The sequence below is a fragment of the Streptomyces sp. NPDC088246 genome, assembly GCF_044741025.1.
GTDB lineage: Bacteria > Actinomycetota > Actinomycetes > Streptomycetales > Streptomycetaceae > Streptomyces.
This window is the reverse complement of the sequence record NZ_JBIURV010000071.1, coordinates 1-17,589: the sequence shown is the minus strand read 5'-3', so window position 1 is coordinate 17,589 and position 17,589 is coordinate 1. Positions and strand designations below refer to the sequence as shown.

Here is a 17,589-nt window from a genome sequence, read left to right as displayed (position 1 = left end):
TCGTGCTGGGGAAGGAGTCGCTTCAGTTCCTCGCCGACGCCGTCGCGGAAGGTGGCCACGAACGTGCTGCTGTCCTGCGGATGGAGTGACACGATGTCGCTTGTGAGCAGCTCGGCGATGTCAGCGATGCTGGCTTCGGGTACGAGCTCTTGCCGGATCAGCTGAAGAACGGGCAGGCTGATGCGCCCGACCAGTGCGCAGAGGACGGCGAGTTTGACCGCATCCGGTGACGCCGTGCGGATGAACGCTTGGGCTGGGTCGGCCTGTGAGGCACGGGCGTAAGGGGATCTGCCTCGCTGGAGACGGCCTGTCGAGGGGATGAGTACCGTGTCGCACCCGCCAGGGTCGCCCCGCATCTGTGTGCGAGCCCAGCGGCCGAGTGAATGAGGGCTCAGCGACAGGACAGGGATGGGGAGCCACGGCAACGGACCGTCCTGTGCGTTTCCCAGGAGAAGGGGAACGTCGAAGCGCAATGTGGTGTTGCCGTTGCCCGGCACTGCTTGGGTGGCGGTGACGCCGGGAAGGTCAAGCGCACTGCGCCGCCACAGCTTCGGGGGCAGCGGATCGAGTAGTGCCACAGGGGTCGACTGGGCCCAGGCGCGCAGTTGCTTCCAGATCTCCTGCCGGTACCAGCCAGGCGCCGAGCAGTCCGAAATAACCAGGACCAGGCGTCTGCGCTGCGGGGAGAGCACGTGGTCAGGGCCGGCCTCCGCTCCCTGGTGATCGTGGAGAAGGGGCCGCGCGTCTTCGAGAGTCAATCCCCAGGTGCGCAGCAGCCGGAAGGCTCCCAAGTGGTTCAGTACGCGCTCCAGCTCGGCGATCATTTCCTTCCACACGTGCATGGACAGTGATCTGTCGACGATCAGCAGAAGGTCGAACCATCGTTCCGGGGCGGCGCGGAACGCGGGGATGAGTTCACCGCTGCGCGCGTATCCGTCGATCGTCCGCTCTATGTCGAGCTCTGTGTGCAGGCCTGCTGCCCACGGCCGTTTGTAGGCCCGCAGCGCGCGTGAGAGGTCCAGAGCGTTGGGGAGAGCCCGGCCCCGGGTGACGGCAACCGGCTCGCCCGGCACCCTGCCAGGGCTGTCGGACAGTTGCTCGTGCATCGTGACGCCAGGTGGGGGTGGTTCCATTGCTGCCCGGCCGCTCGGTGGTCGGTGGTCGTGTGCGCCGTCAGCCATCGGCGATGGTGGCCCGTTTTCGTCGGTACCTGGCTGCCTATGGCCACTCTCCCCACGGAATGTGGCGGCCAGCCAGACGGCTTCGGCCAGCGCCGTAGCGTCCAGGTCTGTTTCCACTACACGAAGGCCGTGCAGCAGGCGTGACAAGTGGTCAGGCACGTGAAAGCTCTCGCATGAGCAGTTTGCCGTTGACCTGCTCGACCACCCATCGCTTCGGTTGCGGGACGAAGCCTTTGCCCTTGTCGTCGGGGTTGCGGCGGACCACCTCGACGGTGATGTCCTTCACCGCCCCGTGGATGATCACGGCGTCTTTGAAGCCCTGGTCGACGAGGACTTTTCCAGGCGCATCCCGCATCGTTCGGCCGCCTGGTCCAGCAGGGCGATGCCGGCCTCGTTGTCGTGCGCGCTCGCGGCGAGGATCACCACACCGATGATCAGGCCCAGTACGTCGACGGCGAGTCCCCGCTTCCTGCCGGGCGTCTTCTTGTTCGCGTCCAGTCCCGTCGTCTTCTTCGGCACTCCGGCCGCCACGCGGACGGACTGGGTGTCGATGATCACCAGGGACGGGTCCTCTAATCGCCTGGACCGCTCCCGCACCTGGCAGCGCAGGATCTCCTGGATCCGCTGGTCAAGGCCGTCCTCGCGCCACAGGCTGAAGTAGTAGAACACCGCCGACCAGGCCGGGAGGTCGTGCGGCAGGAGACGCCACTGACAGCCCGTCCGGTTCTGGTAGAGCAGCGCGTTCACGACCTCGCGCAGGTCGCAGGAGCCCGGGTCCCCGGTCGCCGACCGCGACACCCGATCCTGCTTCCACGCGGTGACCAGCGGCTCGATCAACGCCCACTGCTCGTCGGACAAGTCGGTTGCGTACGGCATCCGTTCCATGCCCGCGACCCCATCATGCACACGACATGAAGCGAGGACGGAACCGACCCATCACCCACGAAAGAGCGACACCACATCATCAGGAACGGGACTTAACACCCTCTCAGGCAGCCGCACCGACTCACCCGGCATCCGCCGCGACGTCATCCAACGCGCCGACCACACCGAAGAACGCTCCTACGGCTCAGCCACCACCGGCGGCTTCGACGCCACACGACTTCGCCCACCGCGTCGACCAAGCAGGTGGTGACGTCACCGCCGCCGTCCACCAATGGCTCGTCGAAAACGGACGCATCCGCCCCGACGCCCACATCACCCACCTCGAGATCCGCACCTGGCACCCCCGCTGACGAAGGCCCGTCAGGGCGAAGAGTCACCGTCACAGACACACATCGACGCAAAGGGGATCGTTTACGATGCGCTCCCTGCACCGATCCTGCCGGTGATATCCCGCTAGGGCGCACCGGACAATAAGGGACTGGGCAAGCTTCGCTACGTCGTAGAGCAGACCTTCGCCCTGCTCTACCAGTTCAAGCGGCTGGCCGTCCGCTGGGAACGCCGCCCCGAACTCCACGACGCCTTCGTCTCCCTGGCTTGCGGCCTCATCTGCTGGAGACGCCTCAAGAAGCACCGATCATGATCCTTTAAAGAGAACCATGAGGATAGCGCTGACGACGGCTGTGAATATCACCAGGACGGTGGCAACGATTTCTACCTCCCGCCGACGCCGCTGTCCCGCCACGCGTTGATCGTCGCCGTCCGCAACGGCAGGGCGGGCATCTTCGGCCACGTCGATGGCCTGGTACGTCCTCGTCCAGTCCGCCGACAGGTCGGGCGACGTCGTGGGCTGTAGTGCCCTGTGTTGCGCGCCTGTGTCTTCCCGCGGCTCGTCGGTTCTCTCTTGTGGGGTTGCAGTCGCGGTTACGGCCCAGCGATTGCGGGTCAAGGCAATGCTGTGTCCAGCGTTGCGGGCCCGCTGCTGCGGCACCGGCCGTCCCTTGGCCTTCAATTCCCTGCTCACATGGCGGAAGAGGGAGTCCATCTCGAGAGGGTCAGACGCACCGGGGATGCCTTCTGACAGGGCCTTCACCAGTTCGCCAGAGAAGGCGGTGAACTCCTCGCCCTCCGGGGCCCAGGCGAGTTTGGTTTCGGACGACGCGGTCATCAGATAAGTACCTTCGACGCCGGCAAGGTCCGCCACTTCGGCCGCCGGATTCATGTACCCCTTCAGCGCGCGTCCGCTGTAGCAGCAGTCCAGGATGACCACCCTGCTGAGGGCGGTACAGGTGTCGACCATTTCATGTCGGAGCGAGTCATAAGGTACGGCCCGGTACAGCCGCTCGTTGTCCGACTTGGGTAGCGCCAGATGCAGGTCACCATTCGGTGACAGCAGCCCGTGGCCCGCGAAGTACACGACGAACGCCTCCTCCGCCGCGTTCGCCGCCTCATGGACTTTATCGAGTAGTTCCTCGCAGGCCTCGGGGTTGTGCAACTCCACGCAGTGCTCTGCGGGCAAACCCCACACCTTGGGATCCCTCAGCAGCCTAGCGAGACGGCGGACGTTATTGTGCACCCCGGGCAGGTCCGCCAAGTGCTGGTAACGGTCCACTCCGATCAGGACCGCACGGGATCTCGCGGGATTGGGAAGGTCCATCAGTCGTTCCCGGACTGCGGCTGACGTGCGTCTTGATCGTCGACTCGGCGACCACGAGATGCGAGGCGATCTCCTGGTTCTTCGACAGCCCCTGGGCGATCAGCACAAGCACCTCCGTCTCCCGCTCCGTGAGGTCGCCGATCCGCGCCATGGCGGGCGGCCGAGGCGTCTCGGCGAGCTTCGAGAACTTGGTGATCAGCCGCCGGGTCACGGTCGGCGCGAGCAGACCGCAGCAGTTCCACGATCCGGCGTACCGATTCCTCAGAACCGTCCCGTACCGTGACCGACACTCCGTCAACCGTGATCGTCACCGGAGGGGCCGCGGGGCGGCCGGCGCGCCAAGTGGCGTAGGCCAGCGCAAGATTGGCTGCCGCGAAACCTTGGCTGAGGGCAAGGTCGATGACCTCCAGAGCCCCCATGAAGCCGCCCGTCTGATGCGGTGGCCGCAGTCGTACCTCGGCATGGCGCCGAAGGTCGCCGTCCTGCCGGAACCAGCGGTAGAGATCGGTGAGCGTCGTACCACCATCATCTTCGGCAATCTTGACCTGGACCTGCATGGCACTCCCCCTGTGCTGCCTCTGCTACCGCGCCCACGATAGACACATCCGATCAGTCTCGCGCAGCCAACGGACTGGTTGCGTAGCGTAGTAGCGCGGCGCGTAGGCCGGGTGTGACGGTCCGGATCACATTCGGGCCGTTGCCCGACGGCTCGCGGGTCCGGTGGCCGATGCTGAATGGCCGACAATCAGAGGCAAGGCGAGCAGGACCATCAAACTGCCACGTGCCTGCCACGCTCTCGCCAGCCCCGTGCTGGACCTCGACGATTGGGCCGACGAGCCGTCAATCTCACAAGATCGTGTTACGGGCGCTTAGGGAAACCTGGGGTTTACCGGCGGGAGACAGTTGCAGTTTCCAGACGGAGGCCCCTGTGGGCTGTCTCTTCCTGACAGCGTGTCATCACCAAATACCCTGTTCGAGTTCCTCGAGTGAAAGATTCCACTGTGATTCGTCGTCGGTGAATGGGGTGAGGTCGAAGGTTCCCACTACGTCTCGGAAACGTGCAGCCAGCTCTTCCGGGTCGACGTCGTTGTCGTGGTCGATCTCGACCTTGCGGAGCTCGATGAGGGCAAACACAAGGGACTCGATATCCCGGTGGAGTTCGATGTAGTCCGTGGCTCCTTCGGGGAAGGCGTAGATTTTGCCGGACTTGGGGTCGAGGGCGAGGAGTGAGGTGAACAGGTAGCCGAGACTCCACCATGACCGGCTTTCCGGGGGGCAGGACAGGTCGAAGAGGTCGAAGCGGCTTCCCAGGGTGATCGCGTCCGTGCCGGGTTCGTAGGGGTCTTCGACGTCCATGCGGGATGTGAAGACGTCAGAGGTGGGCAGCCCCACCGAGCTCAGAAAGATGGCGGTGCGGGTATCGAAATCGCCCGTTTCATTGCGAGGAAAGTAGATTACATTGGTCAGGCCGTAAGCCTCGATCACTTCTTCTGGGGTAACGGTAAAGTTCACTTTCTCGCCTTGTCGCAGTTATTTTCCGTGGGCTTTTCGAAGGTCGTTACGATATTTTATATGCTCTGCGTTCGTGGTCTCCCCGGCGCTCGTATAATAATCTGCGACGTGTGTCACCTTTAGGTCGTTACCGAAGTAAGCATCCAACCATCTGGCGCACTCCGGGTTCTTCTTGCACGGCTCTCGTTCGGTGAATATCTCTTTGAGGCCGTCGCCCTTGCCGTTATGGAGAAGCGGACGGCCCAGCATCCGCTCGGAGTGTCCCGCTTTGTTGCTGTAGCCAACGAGGATCGACTCGTTGCCTTTGGCGTCGATGTACCGGCCTGCGGCGTAGTTCGTTCCCTTGTAGTCATCTCGTGCTATCCGGGCTGATTGTGTGGCCTGGGCGAGATCGTAGCCATCGGTTCTGACCTTAGTTGAGCTGACTTTGCCCGTGTGTCCCTGGGGAGTGTGCCACTGGGCCTTCTCCCTGTCGGTTTGCGGCACCCATGCCTTGCCGCCGTTCAGGACTACTCCGTCGAGACGTGTCTTGTCGCCTGCGCTGAGCGGGTCCAAGTCTCCACTGGAGCTGAGACGTTGGACAGTACCGTCGGCGTTGAGTAAGTACATCGGGACGCTGTCGTCGTCATCGCCGTCTTTGCACTTGTCGAAGTCACGCTTGCGGTCCTCATCGTTATCCTTGTGGCTGCCCTTGCTCTTGTCGATCTTGCCGCCATGGTCCTCGAGGGTCTTGACCATCTCGCCGGCCTTCTTCTCGACCGCCTCCTCGGCCTTGTCCATGACGGTGGTGAGCTTGTGGAACCGGCTGTCCTTCTTGACGGAGCTCTTGCGCCGGGAGCCGCCGTTCTTGAAGTTGCCCTTCTTCTTGTCGAAGTTGGTGGCCGTCTTCCGGTAGTCGCTTGCGGAGCGTTCGAACTCGTCGAACTCGATGACCAAGTCCTGGGCCATGTCTGTGCTGCCCGAGGCCATGACGTCGTAGGTGCTGCCACCGCTGAGCCGGTCTGTGAACAGCTTCTCGATTTCCGCGAGGATCATGCCCTCGATCTTGTCGGTGACGATCGAGGTGACTTGTTCGACGGCGAGGTTGATGGCCTCGTGGATGACCAGCCGTGCGGCTGCGACAGCTGCAGCCGACAGGAATCCGCTGAGTCCTGCGGTGAAGAACATACCGACCACACCGACCGTCGCGGTTGTTGCAGTGGCAGTCAACTCGCTGATGATCGCGATCTTGCAGGTGAGGATGAGACTCGCGCAGTCGTCGAGTGCATCGGCCAGGTCGTCGCATCCCTTGGCGAAGGTCGCCAGATCTCGCGTGGTGAGCTTGCCCCAACGTCGGTCGATGGCCGTTACGGTCTCGCCCTTACTCTTCCCTGCGACTATGTGGGAGCAGGCGTTGTTGCCTTCCTTGACCGCGTCGCGAACGCCCTCGGCCAGATGCCGGTAGTCCTTTGCCGAGCCCTCCACCTCGTCCTCGTCGATCTGCGGCCAGTCGATGCCGATCAGGTCCAGGACCTTGACCAGGTCATCGGGCAGCTGCTTCCCCACGTGTTCCCCCCGTCATGCGCCCAATTGGATCACCCTCCAACGACAGTTGATCAGCGTCAACTTTGGCTGGGTGAGGACGCTGTGAATTCAGTCAACTGCGCTCAGACCTGCGGAGTATCACCGTCTGGGACTGGCCCGCGCCGAGGGGTGAGACAGATCATGGATTCGTCCATCCCAATCAGGACACGGTTGTCCGCAGTGAGCGCGACGGCGCGAACAGGGGGCCCAGGCCGAAACATCCGCTGCGCACCCGTATCCCAGTGGATCCACTCCACCGCACCGTCGCCCCAAGCCACCGCGATGGCGGGCCCGTTCTCCGTTGCCGCGGCGTCGAGCGACATCACAGGGCAGGGGCGCTGAGCGAGGGGTGTGGCCATCGGTGTATTGCCTGGCGCCCAGGCTCGTAGAGTGCCGTCCGCTCCACCGCTGTAGATAAGTGGCACCGAAGTCTCGCCATCAAGGGCGACACCGACAGCAGCGAGGGCGTTTACCGGGCCGTCATGCAGTGCCGCTGAATCCGTCACGTCCCCGAACGCGCGCACCGTGCCCGTGGCGTCGCCAAGGGCCACGACCCCGATGCCATGGCCCGTAGTCGCGGCGATTGCGGTGCCGACATGTTCCCGCATAGCCGCCATCAGACGTTCGGCGCCCGTGGGACTGTCGTCGAGCAGCCTGCCGATACCCGATCCCGCCGGCCGCGCGACCCATGTGGTGTCCGCGTGCACACGGCCGTTCTCATCCAGCAACAGCACCGTGCCGTCAGCCATCACAGACACCGCGTGTGGCTGAACTCGTTCCAGGGACAAGCGTCCTCGCACGGTGGCGTCGGCCACGTATACAAGCCGGACCGTGCCCCCGTGACCACCTACCAGCACGCAGTCGGCAAGAGGCCCCTTCCCCACGGCCAAGGCAGTAGCAGGACCCGGCCACGGCGGAGTCAGATCACCGCGGACACGGCTCCACCCCCATCGCCAAGCGGCGTCCGAGGCCAGATCGGACAGAGCGGGCGCAAGCCTGGGATCCGCGCTGTCACTCAGGGCAGTCAGAAGGGTCAGAGCGCGAGACGCCGGTACCCGGTCCTGGCACAGCGACTGCCCAACCCTCAGCCACGCATCACGAAGACCTCCATCGTCCTGATCGCTCTCCTTGTCGTAGGCAACAGTGACGCCCCACGGATCGGCCTGACAGGCAGCCACCGGATCGGAGAGATCCACGACCGAGTCTTCCCTGACCGACGGAGCCACGTCATGTCCCTGAGACAGAGAGGCCTGCCACTGGTCAAAGCGGCGCTCATCCCTCCACCGCTCCAGGTCCAAGTCCAGTTCCGCGCAGCCAGCTCCAGCCAGAACACGATGTGCGGGGCTTCCGGAACGGGACTCGACAACCAGCTTCAGATGCGACCGAGAAACCAAATCGAGTACCAACTCAGCAACGTCCTCGCTATGGAGATCCGGGAGGACGATCACAGTACGGCGCCGGTCACCTCTCAGCGCCCCCACCAGCTCCCCGGGGGTGCGGGCGACCACGCCGAGCTGGTCAGCAAGTGACCATACGGTGCCCCGCACACTGTCCCCAGCACAAGGGACGACAGCGTGGACCGCACGCTCCATCGGGGTCCCATTCCGGGTGCCATGGTGCACGAGCCAGGCAAGCAGAGCCGATTTCCCGCATCCTTCAGATCCAGAAACCAGACACAGGCAAGGGGCATCCGGGTCGGCGAGCCAGCCCAGCAGAGCGGCTGCGGCAGGTTCGCGGCCGGCAGCAGGCCGTTCCCAGCGCACCGTCAATGCCTCGCCTGCTTGGCAGCATGGGTGATCAACTGCTTCAACCCCTCCTCGCGTGACTCTGCAGTACTTCCGTAGTCAAAGCTGTGGGTGAACTCTGCCCGCGGGAAGGTCTTCTGCATCCATACAGCGCAGTAGTGCCCCGGCATGAGACACGGCTCCAGCTCGCAGTAGACGCGCCGTACCTGACTTGGCTTCACCCCTTCACTGGACAAACGACGCCAGATGATTTCCTCCGGATGCGGCTGTCCCGGCCCTGTCACTTCAGTGACCACCTGCCTGGTCCCCGCGGCATCGATGTACTCGAACGCGGCGGAGAACGGGAAGTTCAGGGTGTGCCGGATATCATCGAGTACACGGGGCCACCAAGCCTCCCGCTCTGTGAAGGCAGAGGCATCGATCCGCCGCAGCTCAGCGGCGAGATTCTGGAAGACGGCCGCCGACTCCGCCAGGCCAGAGGACGCTGCAATCGCCGGTTGAGCGCGGTCCAGGGCCAGAAGCGACGCGTTGAGAGCAGAAACACCCATGTTGACGAACATGTCATCAGCCACGTCCGAGAGCAGCACAGCCTGAACAGCACCATCCGAACGCACGCACAGGTGGGCAAGACCATCGAACCCGATGCGTGACCACGTCTCCATCGGTGCGGGCGGCCGCGGCCCACCAGAACGGGCGGCGATGACACCGAGAGCAACCGGCTCATCGGCAGCCGTTGCCAGGAAGTAGGGAGAAACCCCCTGCGGCACACCGGTTTCCTCCAGCAGAACCTGCACTGCCGTCGGAAGATACACCCCCAACAAGCTGCCCCGCCCGAACCGCCGCAGGCCCTCTTCGCCGAAGTGCTGAACTAGCCCGTCAGAACTATCAGGGGAGGGCATGAGTACCTCACAAAACAAGGGGCCGGCCGATGGTCACAGCCGACCTTAGTCGCGCCCGGACACCGACAGTTCCCTGAACCCCTCGACTGTGCTTAAAGCAACAGGGGGACGGAAGACAACGTACCGCAGCCCTGTCCGGCACGGGCCGCACCAGCCGTGCCGGACAGGGACAGCAGAGCCCCGACCGCTGCCGCGATGGTCATCGCCTTGACCCCTGCGTGCATAGCGTGCCCGGACCCGTTACCAAGATCACGAACCGTTCATGATCTTGGTAACGGGTCCGGGGGCTGCAGAATGGCCTGGCCACAGGGGAGTTCACCAAGTAGCACCGCTTCCCCTCGCCGAAACTGCCACTGCCGCTTCGGGGGAGCAGAGACCCCAGCGCCTGCTCCACTTGCACACTGCGACGTCCACGGCCGACGTTGATCCGACGGTCTACGCTCGGTGGGCAGCGTCAGCCAAGCGGAGCCTGGTAGAGACCTGGACCGGCGCGATGGGCACGGGAGGTGGCGACGAGTCGGTCCAGTGTGCTGCGGACCGAGTTGATGCTGCCTGTCGAAAGCTCACGCCCCAGTGCCTGGGTGACATCACGAGCGCGGACGGGGGTACTGCCCGACGCAGCTACGATCTTCATGACCTGCTCGGTGAGATTCCCCGCGTCCTTGGGCGTGACAGTCACGGCTTTCTTCTCGGCCTTGGCCTTGCTGGGCTTGGCAGTGGCAGCCTTCCGGGCGGGGGAGGGCTTCTGCACGGCTTGTGGGGCAGCACCTGCGACGGTCGGATCCTGCTCCCGCGGTGCCCCCTTCGGCTCCGTGACGAACTCTGACTCGGTGCGGGACGAGGGAATGGGAGCCTTGGAGGGGGCACTACCGGCCGCAGCAGTCGTTGATACAGGGGGCGTGGCGGACAACGCTTGCAGAGCGCTCAGCGCGGTCCGTACCGACTCCAGGCGTTCGGTGACGGTGACGAGTTCCTTCCCCAGAGCCTGTTGGTGCTCTTCCAGGCGGGGAAGTTCCGCCTGCAGGAGGGCCGTTGTGGCCTCGACACTGCCTGGTGTGCTGGCTACGAAGGTCATGATGTCGCCTTTCCGTTTTCGGCCGGCCGTTGGCGACCGCTGTAGCGCAGCGTAGAGGGTGTTGTGTTGCGCCTTGCGTCCGGTAGCCGGGATCAGTCGAGTTGCATGCAGGCATTCGGACGGAGGCCGGTCTTGGTCACCCAGCCGGTTCGGCCAGCCTTGAGCCCGCTCGCCGATGGGACACCGAGGCTGACCTTGTACCAGACGCCCTTGGCCTGTAGGGCTGTGACCGAGTCGCCGCGGTGGAGCTGACCGATCGCGCTGCACTTGCCGCCGGGTCCGGAACGCAGCCGGATGGTGGTCGTCGGCTCGTAGCCGCAGGAGTTGAAGTCGCCCGCCATGGAGGCGGACGGAGTCGCAGCCGTGGCGGCAGTGGCTCCGACGACGGGCAGAAGCAGAGCTGCGCCAGCAGCGAAGGCACGGCGGGGCGCGCGGTCGCCCCATACACGGTAGAGCAGCCGGTCGGCCGACACGGGACGGTTGGCGTCGATCAGCAAGGCCGCGAGAACGCATTGCTGCCGCGTGTGCCCCAGAGGTACCAGCCGACCACCGACACGTACCTCGAGAGTGCTCAGTATCCGGAACTCCACCATGCCGCGCTTCCCCTTCATGCCAATACAGGCCCGGAAAGCATCACTGTGACCTGCCCCTCAAGGTTTCTCGCAAGGTTCGCCCCAGGTCGGCCATACATCGTTGTCGACGTGTCCAGAACAGGGCGGTCCGTCGCCCAGAACAGCTCGGGCACGCTGCCTGATCCGCGCTGGCCTCTGTCAGGTCGCGTACGTCTACCGCCAACCCGCCAAAGGAGACTCAAATGCTCAAGAAGTTCCTCAGCGTCGCGATGGCGACAACCACGGCCACCGCAGCATTCATGTTGTCCGCCTCTCCAGCCTCTGCCGCTCCGCTCTGGTGCGGGAGTTGGCTGAAGGAGCCTTCTCAAGCGTCGAACATCTCCCCAGTGCCTGGCACCCAGGCAAACGTAGGCGGTTCCACGTACATCCGCGTCAACCAGGGGAGCTATGGTGGTAAATGGTACGCCTGGGCCAAGATGTACAACTATGGCAGCGACCTTGTGGCTCTGGTCTGGGTCAACCAGTCGGACAAGGCTATCTACCAGTGCGGCAACCGCGACGGTGTGCGGGATTGGGCCCAGGATTACACGGCGGGCGTCGATGGCGCGCACGCATACAAGGTCCAGGCGAAGTACATGCACTCGAACGTCGCCTATGGTCCGACGGTCGTCTGGCGATAGGCATTGACCGCGGCGCACGGTTCCGCTGTTGTGCCGCGAAATCCCGGTGTGTTGCCTGTCAGCGGAGAGCCTCGCAACGGTCTGGCGTAGTCGCTTCAGGGGGAGCAATGAGGCAAAAAAAGTCATCGATAGTGGTGATCTCAGCGTCTGCATATCTGCTCCTGGGGTCTGTCGCATGCACGTCCGTGTCCGAGACGTCAGCGCAAGCGGACGCACCGAAAATCAGTCAGAGGGCGGGGTCTGCAGGTCTTCTGACGCTTCCTCTCGATGCGTATGAACTGTCGGACGACGGCTATCTTCAGGTTCAACGAGCGACCATGCGAGCACTGCATGACTGTATGGAGACCTTCGAGTTTGATTTCAAGAGCCCGAAGGTCTCCGCATCGAAATACCCCAAGAATGCCACAAAGCTCGGCTGGCTCGGGGCCAATGATGTCGACCGATACGGCTATCGTGGGCCTGTGGGCTTCGCGGATGATATGGCGGCGGCGGCCCGGCGCGGAAGCCGACCCATAGTGATTCCGGAAGACCAACTTTCGGTGTTCGAGGGAAGCGTCGCTAGTTACCGTGGGAAGGTTGTTCCGCAAGGGGGATGTGACGAAGAGACTCGCCGTAGGCTTAACGGCGGGCAAATCTCGGTAGACAAGGCAGACCCCACCGTGAGCCCTGAACGTGGCATTCAGGCGCTTAGACAGCAGGCAGGGGATCGGGCACGGTCCGATCGCCGCTTCTCGTCCACCGTGCTGTCATGGAGCGCGTGCATGAGCAAGCGTGGGTTCCGGTACCGGAATCCCGACGAATCTATGAGCGATCCACGGTGGACCCCTGAAGTGCAGGCTGCTGGGAGCCCCCCTTCCCGGCGAGAGATTGCAACTGCTGCCGCAGACAGGGACTGTCGGGAGGAGGTGAACTTCTCAGGAGTCCTACAGTTTCTTGTGGCTCACTACGAGGGGGATGCGATCCGCATGCAGAGCCGTCGCGTCCACGAGATCGCTGAACTGCTGAAGGCCAGGGCCCGCAATGCTTCCAAGATCCTCAGAGCTCGCCGCGGGGGGTAACTTTGCCGCTTGGTGGTCGGCGATGACGGATCCGGAAAGCGGCCCACTGTGCTGGAAACAGGACGGTCTGCTGCTGGGTATCATCACCCTGGTTGATCCGGAGCCTGGTTGATCCGGTGGCGGGTATGGGGGAGGCGGCGGATGCCGTCTCTGAACACCACCGAAGACGCTCGCTGGGCCGCCGGGGGCCCGCGAGTGTCCTCTCCAGCGCCGCAGCACGAAGTCCCGGGAGTACGAGGGGGGACCGGGACTTCTCCATGCTTCGCTTGACCGGCCGGTTCAACGACCGCCCGTGGTGGTGTCACGGCCATTCCTCACCCAGTTTCGCGAGGGCGCCGTGCTGCTGGTTGGTGAGCTTTTCTCTGCGACGCTTGGCGTTCGGCAGCCACACGCCAAGCCGATGCTCCACCAGCTCCTTCTGCCCCTTTGCGAACCGGGCAGACCCCTGGGTTTCTCGGTTGGAACTCAAACAAACCGAAGTAGCCGGCCCGTTATCCGTCCCGTCGGTATCTGGGGTCGGCGCCGGAGAGTCGACCTTGCGGGTCGCGATAGGCGCCGCGTCACATCGCCCACATCAAGATCCGCTGCGACGGTGAAAAGGTCATGCCCGAACTCAGGCATCGATACTGCGGTCGAATCGAGGGAGCGGCACTCAGACGCTTGGGTCGGGCAAAGAGATGATCTTTAATGGGCAGTGAGGTGATCCGGTGTTGCGAAGACCCACGCCGCATCCTCGGTGCCCGGATCGAACGTCCAAGATTGCAGGAATCCGGCATTAACAAGCAGGTCCAGTACGTGAGTCAGTTCCCGCGGAGTGAGACCGCACAAGTAGGCCAGTTGGTCCCACTCGCCGAGGCCATGCTCTGTTGGGACCGACGAGTGGGCAGTGAGCACCAGTGCAAGCAGGCGGGGGGCTGGTCCGTGCGGGCGGAGCTGCCCGGCGCGGCAGACACGCAGAGCCCAGTCGGCGGCACGGGCCCGATCGCTACGAGCGGGAGCCTGCGTGCGTACCGCGGCGTCCAGCAACTGCGCGGTGAAACCCCGCCCGGTGCCGGGGCGAGTGGGGGAGTACAGCCAGCGGGCGTCCTCCAGTTCCTCGTGTGGGGTGGTGGTGTGGAAGTCGAGCCGCATGCCGCGGAGCAGTCCGGTAGGGATGCGTACGTGCCCGGTGGCGGTTGAGCGCAGGGCGCACTGCACGGCCAGCAGGCGGCCCGCAGCGGTGGTCTGCGTGGGGAGAGCCGCGGCGAGGTAGCTGAGCATCTCGCGTACACGGACCTGCTCGGACGGCCCCCGATGCTCCCGCCTGCTCCGTGCCCAGTTCCTGGTCGGTGCGGTGCGAGTTGCTGATGAGGCGGTGAGCGCTGTGTCGGGGACGACTGCCGCGTGTGTGGTGACTGCCGCGCAAGCGGCGCAGGCGTCGGCGAGCCGCCAGAGCCGGCCGCCGTGCTCCCGGGTGAGGACGAGCAGGACTGGGCCGGAACAGCCGCGGTGGCGCGGATGCCAGCAGCAGCCGCGCGCGTGGCACTGACAGGTGCGCAGATGCTGGGGCAGCGCATCGCGGCGTGCATGCCGGGCCAGGTGCGCCAGCGCCTGGGGTGCCGCAGCCCGCACAGGCGGGGTGCCGGGCGGGCACTGCGGGCAGTAGAGCGTTGGTCCGCCGGGCTCTGGGCGCAGTTCCACGGTCCAGGTGCGCCGCACCACTGGATGCGTCGTGCACAGCCTCATGAGGCGCGCCTTCCTCCTGCCTTCGTCCGGTGCTGACCCTTTTCCCGCTCGTGCGGGGTGGGGGAGCGGGGTGCTGGCCGCACACCGTAGTGCAGACATCTGCCCTCGCGTACGGTGCGACGACCTGCAGAAATAGGGCAGAAGTCTGCACTGACAGGGCAGGGGTCTGCACCTTCGGATGGGGGAGTGACAACCTTCCCGCCCGACCCGAACCTCACCGCCCTCCGCCTGGAGCTCGCGCGACTGAGGAGCGAACGCGGCTGGACCTACGACGAACTCGCCCGCCGCACCGGCCTGGCCAGACGCACCCTCATCGAAATCGAGCAGGGCCGCACCATCGGATCCCTCAAGACCTGGCACGCCCTCGCCCACGCCCTCGACGTGCCCGTCGACCACCTCTTCGGCACCCTCTGCGAAGGCCACGAGCCACCCGCCGGGTCCGCCGAATAGCATCACCGGCACTGTTGCTGAGGATCACCCGATCCAGTCGCCGACGGGAACTCCCGTACGAGAAGCCGCACACCTGTCCCGCCCGGTTGAGCCATCCGCAGGACAATCCGGCACGCTCACCACAGCCACGGCGCGGCGCCTGCCACCTTCACGGCCATGTCCTCCACTGCCTCATCCGGCCGCCGATGGGACGGAACCCCCAACCGCCCCCACCACCGCCAGCGGGCCCTGCGCGTCGCCTCCGACAGCCCCACCCGCCTCGTGCGCAGCGCCCAGCCCAGTCGCTGCCGCGACTGCGGAAACCGTATCGACTGGTACACCCGCCCCGACAACCGCCCAGTCAGCCTCCACCCGCAAGAACTCGACGCCACCACCGTTCCGGCCGCCAGCCGCTGGCACGTCAGCTCCGGCATCGCCCACCCCGCCCACGACGGCACCCCCTGGTGCCGCATCCCCCACCTCACCCTGTGCCCCGCACACACCGCCCCCACCCCCCTCACCCCACAGATCGCCGCACTGCGCCGCCACCTCGCCCTGCACACCCGCCGACTCCTCGACACCGGCACCCTCACCTCTCCAGCACCGGACACGACCTCACCGGCAACCGGGCCGGAGCCCTGCCGCCCGGCCCGGCCCATCGTTCTGGTCCTCCACACCCGCTACCTCGCCGCCCAGCCCGTCGACACCATCCAATGCGTAGCCCAGACCCGTCTCCGCCACCGCTGCACCCGCCCTGTCCTCAGCCCCGACGCACCGGCCGGTACGTGGGCACTCGTTCCCGCCACCACCGGACGCAGACAAATCGCCATCCCGGACGGACTGATGGCCGTCTACGACCTCACCCTCCTTACCTACGCGGAACAGCTGCGCTGGCACCACCAACGCTGCCCCGACCACGCCGCCGCCCCGGGCGCAGCCGACCTCGCCCACTGCGACTGGGAAGCCTTCGACTCACTGCTGCACCGCCAGCACATCCACAATCGCCTGCCCACCACAGCCCGACACCGCACCCAGGCACGGGCATGAGAACCGCACACGACCACACGCAGCCGAACTTCACCAAGACAGTGCTCCAAGCGCCCGTGCCGCGTAGCTGCCCCGCCCATACCGCGACCTGGCACCGGCACATAACGCAGCCGAAAACGCCCACAGGCTCGACATTGCCCTGGAACGGCATCTGGCCCTCGCCATCCCTCAGCGATAGTTGGCCGCTGCCGCACACAAGCTCGCCCACGCCCCCGCACACCGACGGAGTACCAGGGTGCTCAACCTGAACCCCACCGACGAACAGACCGCCGCCGCCGACGCCTTCCACGCCGGCGACCACCTCGCCCTCCAAGCAGGCGCCGGCACCGGCAAGACCAGCACCCTCGCCTTCCTCGCCCACCACACACACCGCCGCGGCCGCTACCTCGCCTACAACAAAGCCATCGCCCAGGACGCTGCTGCCCGCTTCCCCTCCACCGTCACCTGCAAAACCGCCCACGCCCTGGCCTACGCCGCCACCGGCCACCACTACGCCCGGCGCCTGAACGCCCCCAGACGCCCCGCCTGGCAGACAGGCCAAGCCCTCGGCATCACCAAAACCATCCGCATCGGCGAACGCGACCTGTCACCCAAAGCCCTCTCCTACGCCACCCTGCGCACCGTGACCAGCTTCTGCCACTCCGCCGCACCCACCATCACCCGCCACCACGTTCCCCGACTGCGCGGACTCGAAGACCCCGACCTGCACACCCAACTCACCAAACACATCGTGCCCTTCGCCCGCCGAGCCTGGAGGGACCTCCAGCACACGGACGACGGAGCCGTCCGCTTCGACCACGACCACTACCTCAAGATCTGGGCTCTCACCCAGCCCAAAATCAACACCGACTTCCTTCTCCTCGACGAAGCCCAGGACACCAACCCCGTCGTCGAGGAAATCTTCCTCAACCAGCGCAGCCACGCCCAACTGGTCATGGTCGGCGACTCCGCACAAGCCATCTATCAATGGCGCGGAGCACGCGACGTCATGACCACCTTCCACGCCACACAGCTCACCCTGTCGAAATCTTTCCGCTTCGGACCCCACCTCGCGGCAGAAGCCAACCGGTGGCTCACCATCGCCGGCGCGCCCCTGCGCCTCGAAGGAACCGAGACGGTACCTACCGACCTCGGGCCCGTCGAGACCCCCGACGCCGTTTTGTGCCGCACCAACGTGGGCGCTATGCGTGAAGTCATGCAACTACTGGAAGCAGGCCACCGTGTCGCACTGGTCGGGGGAGGGCAGGCTCTGCGGGCCTTGGCCCGAGCCGCCAACGACCTCAAAGAGGGCCGCCGCACGACCCATCCCGAACTTGTCCTCTTCCCGACCTGGGGCGAACTGCAGGATTACGCCGCTCACGACCCGGCCGGCGGTGACCTCCAGCCACTCGTGGACCTCGTCGACACTCACGGCACCAGCACCATCCTTCGGGCCATCGACCAGCTCGACGACGAACGCACAGCCGAGGTGTCAAGCCCCGGGTTTCGTGGAGAGTGAGTTAGCTGGTTTTCTGGAGTGATGCTGGGGGGTGGGCCGCGTAGTGGGCGGCTTCGTGCTCGGCGG

15 protein-coding genes and 5 pseudogenes are annotated in these 17,589 nt (G+C 65.2%); 7 read left to right on the top strand and 13 right to left on the bottom strand.

From position 1 onward, the window contains the following. Positions 1 to 11 precede the first annotated feature (11 nt). A pseudogene (locus ACIPEK_RS42035) lies at positions 12 to 1,298 on the bottom strand (SAV_2336 N-terminal domain-related protein); the annotation flags it as partial. 40 nt (positions 1,299 to 1,338) lie between these two features. Beyond that, positions 1,339 to 2,066 (bottom strand): annotated as a pseudogene (locus ACIPEK_RS42030) (IS5 family transposase); the annotation flags it as partial. A 103-nt stretch (positions 2,067 to 2,169) separates the two neighbouring features. Between ACIPEK_RS42030 and ACIPEK_RS42025 the strand changes: the two are divergent. Beyond that, positions 2,170 to 2,416, top strand: a pseudogene (locus tag ACIPEK_RS42025) (helix-turn-helix domain containing protein); the annotation flags it as partial. A gap of 29 nt (positions 2,417 to 2,445) precedes the next feature. On the opposite strand, the gene ACIPEK_RS42020 reads toward ACIPEK_RS42025, so the two are convergent. The 7 genes and pseudogenes from ACIPEK_RS42020 to ACIPEK_RS41990 form a co-directional block, all read right to left on the bottom strand. Next, complete coding sequence (locus ACIPEK_RS42020; protein WP_402007584.1) at positions 2,446 to 2,697, bottom strand: hypothetical protein; 252 nt, start codon at positions 2,695 to 2,697, stop codon at positions 2,446 to 2,448. A 3-nt stretch (positions 2,698 to 2,700) separates the two neighbouring features. Next, on the bottom strand, positions 2,701 to 3,720 hold the full coding sequence (locus tag ACIPEK_RS42015) for a caspase domain-containing protein (protein ID WP_402007582.1): 1,020 nt from the start codon (positions 3,718 to 3,720) through the stop codon (positions 2,701 to 2,703). 16 nt (positions 3,721 to 3,736) lie between these two features. Then, a pseudogene (locus ACIPEK_RS42010) lies at positions 3,737 to 3,946 on the bottom strand (response regulator transcription factor); the annotation flags it as partial. Between the two features lie 16 nt (positions 3,947 to 3,962). Beyond that, positions 3,963 to 4,277 (bottom strand): annotated as a pseudogene (locus ACIPEK_RS42005) (hypothetical protein); the annotation flags it as partial. A gap of 400 nt (positions 4,278 to 4,677) precedes the next feature. Further along, entirely contained in the window at positions 4,678 to 5,232 is a 555-nt protein-coding gene (locus tag ACIPEK_RS42000; protein WP_402007580.1) for an SUKH-4 family immunity protein, read from the bottom strand. Between the two features lie 18 nt (positions 5,233 to 5,250). Then, a complete protein-coding gene (locus tag ACIPEK_RS41995) occupies positions 5,251 to 6,777 on the bottom strand; it encodes a nucleic acid/nucleotide deaminase domain-containing protein (RefSeq protein WP_402007578.1) in 1,527 nt (508 codons plus the stop codon). 101 nt (positions 6,778 to 6,878) lie between these two features. Next, positions 6,879 to 7,544 carry a hypothetical protein gene (locus ACIPEK_RS41990; RefSeq protein WP_402007576.1) on the bottom strand — a complete coding sequence of 222 codons (666 nt, stop codon included), beginning with the start codon at positions 7,542 to 7,544 and terminating at the stop codon, positions 6,879 to 6,881. 480 nt (positions 7,545 to 8,024) lie between these two features. On the opposite strand from ACIPEK_RS41990, the gene ACIPEK_RS41985 reads away from it, so the two are divergent. Continuing rightward, positions 8,025 to 8,324: a hypothetical protein gene (locus ACIPEK_RS41985; RefSeq protein WP_402007574.1), complete on the top strand. Its 300-nt coding sequence runs from the start codon at positions 8,025 to 8,027 to the stop codon at positions 8,322 to 8,324. 236 nt (positions 8,325 to 8,560) lie between these two features. Here the strand turns inward: ACIPEK_RS41985 and ACIPEK_RS41980 are convergent, their stop codons facing one another. The 3 genes from ACIPEK_RS41980 to ACIPEK_RS41970 form a co-directional block, all read right to left on the bottom strand. Then, entirely contained in the window at positions 8,561 to 9,439 is an 879-nt protein-coding gene (locus ACIPEK_RS41980; RefSeq protein ID WP_402007572.1) for a nucleic acid/nucleotide deaminase domain-containing protein, read from the bottom strand. A gap of 454 nt (positions 9,440 to 9,893) precedes the next feature. After that, on the bottom strand, positions 9,894 to 10,514 hold the full coding sequence (locus ACIPEK_RS41975) for a hypothetical protein (RefSeq protein ID WP_402007570.1): 621 nt from the start codon (positions 10,512 to 10,514) through the stop codon (positions 9,894 to 9,896). Positions 10,515 to 10,606: 92 nt separating this feature from the next. Next, positions 10,607 to 11,125 (bottom strand): SH3 domain-containing protein, encoded by a 519-nt coding sequence (locus ACIPEK_RS41970; RefSeq protein WP_402007568.1) that lies wholly within the window; start codon positions 11,123 to 11,125, stop codon positions 10,607 to 10,609. A 203-nt stretch (positions 11,126 to 11,328) separates the two neighbouring features. Between ACIPEK_RS41970 and ACIPEK_RS41965 the strand changes: the two genes are divergently transcribed. Both ACIPEK_RS41965 and ACIPEK_RS41960 read left to right on the top strand, forming a co-directional pair. Next, the gene (locus ACIPEK_RS41965; RefSeq protein ID WP_402007566.1) at positions 11,329 to 11,766 is read left to right on the top strand and encodes a hypothetical protein; all 438 of its coding nucleotides are present in this window, start codon (positions 11,329 to 11,331) and stop codon (positions 11,764 to 11,766) included. Positions 11,767 to 12,104: 338 nt separating this feature from the next. Then, the gene (locus tag ACIPEK_RS41960) at positions 12,105 to 12,824 is read left to right on the top strand and encodes a hypothetical protein (RefSeq protein WP_402007564.1); all 720 of its coding nucleotides are present in this window, start codon (positions 12,105 to 12,107) and stop codon (positions 12,822 to 12,824) included. A 684-nt stretch (positions 12,825 to 13,508) separates the two neighbouring features. On the opposite strand, the gene ACIPEK_RS41955 is transcribed toward ACIPEK_RS41960, so the two are convergent. After that, positions 13,509 to 14,549: a hypothetical protein gene (locus tag ACIPEK_RS41955; protein ID WP_402007562.1), complete on the bottom strand. Its 1,041-nt coding sequence runs from the start codon at positions 14,547 to 14,549 to the stop codon at positions 13,509 to 13,511. A 186-nt stretch (positions 14,550 to 14,735) separates the two neighbouring features. Between ACIPEK_RS41955 and ACIPEK_RS41950 the strand changes: the two genes are divergently transcribed. The 3 genes from ACIPEK_RS41950 to ACIPEK_RS41940 all read left to right on the top strand — a co-directional run bounded on the left by ACIPEK_RS41950 (position 14,736) and on the right by ACIPEK_RS41940 (position 17,523). Beyond that, positions 14,736 to 14,999, top strand: a complete 264-nt coding sequence (locus ACIPEK_RS41950) for a helix-turn-helix transcriptional regulator (protein WP_401760378.1) — start codon at positions 14,736 to 14,738, stop codon at positions 14,997 to 14,999. Between the two features lie 156 nt (positions 15,000 to 15,155). Then, entirely contained in the window at positions 15,156 to 16,025 is an 870-nt protein-coding gene (locus ACIPEK_RS41945; RefSeq protein WP_402007560.1) for a DUF6083 domain-containing protein, read from the top strand. Between the two features lie 244 nt (positions 16,026 to 16,269). Next, a complete protein-coding gene (locus ACIPEK_RS41940) occupies positions 16,270 to 17,523 on the top strand; it encodes a UvrD-helicase domain-containing protein (protein WP_402007595.1) in 1,254 nt (417 codons plus the stop codon). Positions 17,524 to 17,589 lie beyond the last annotated feature (66 nt).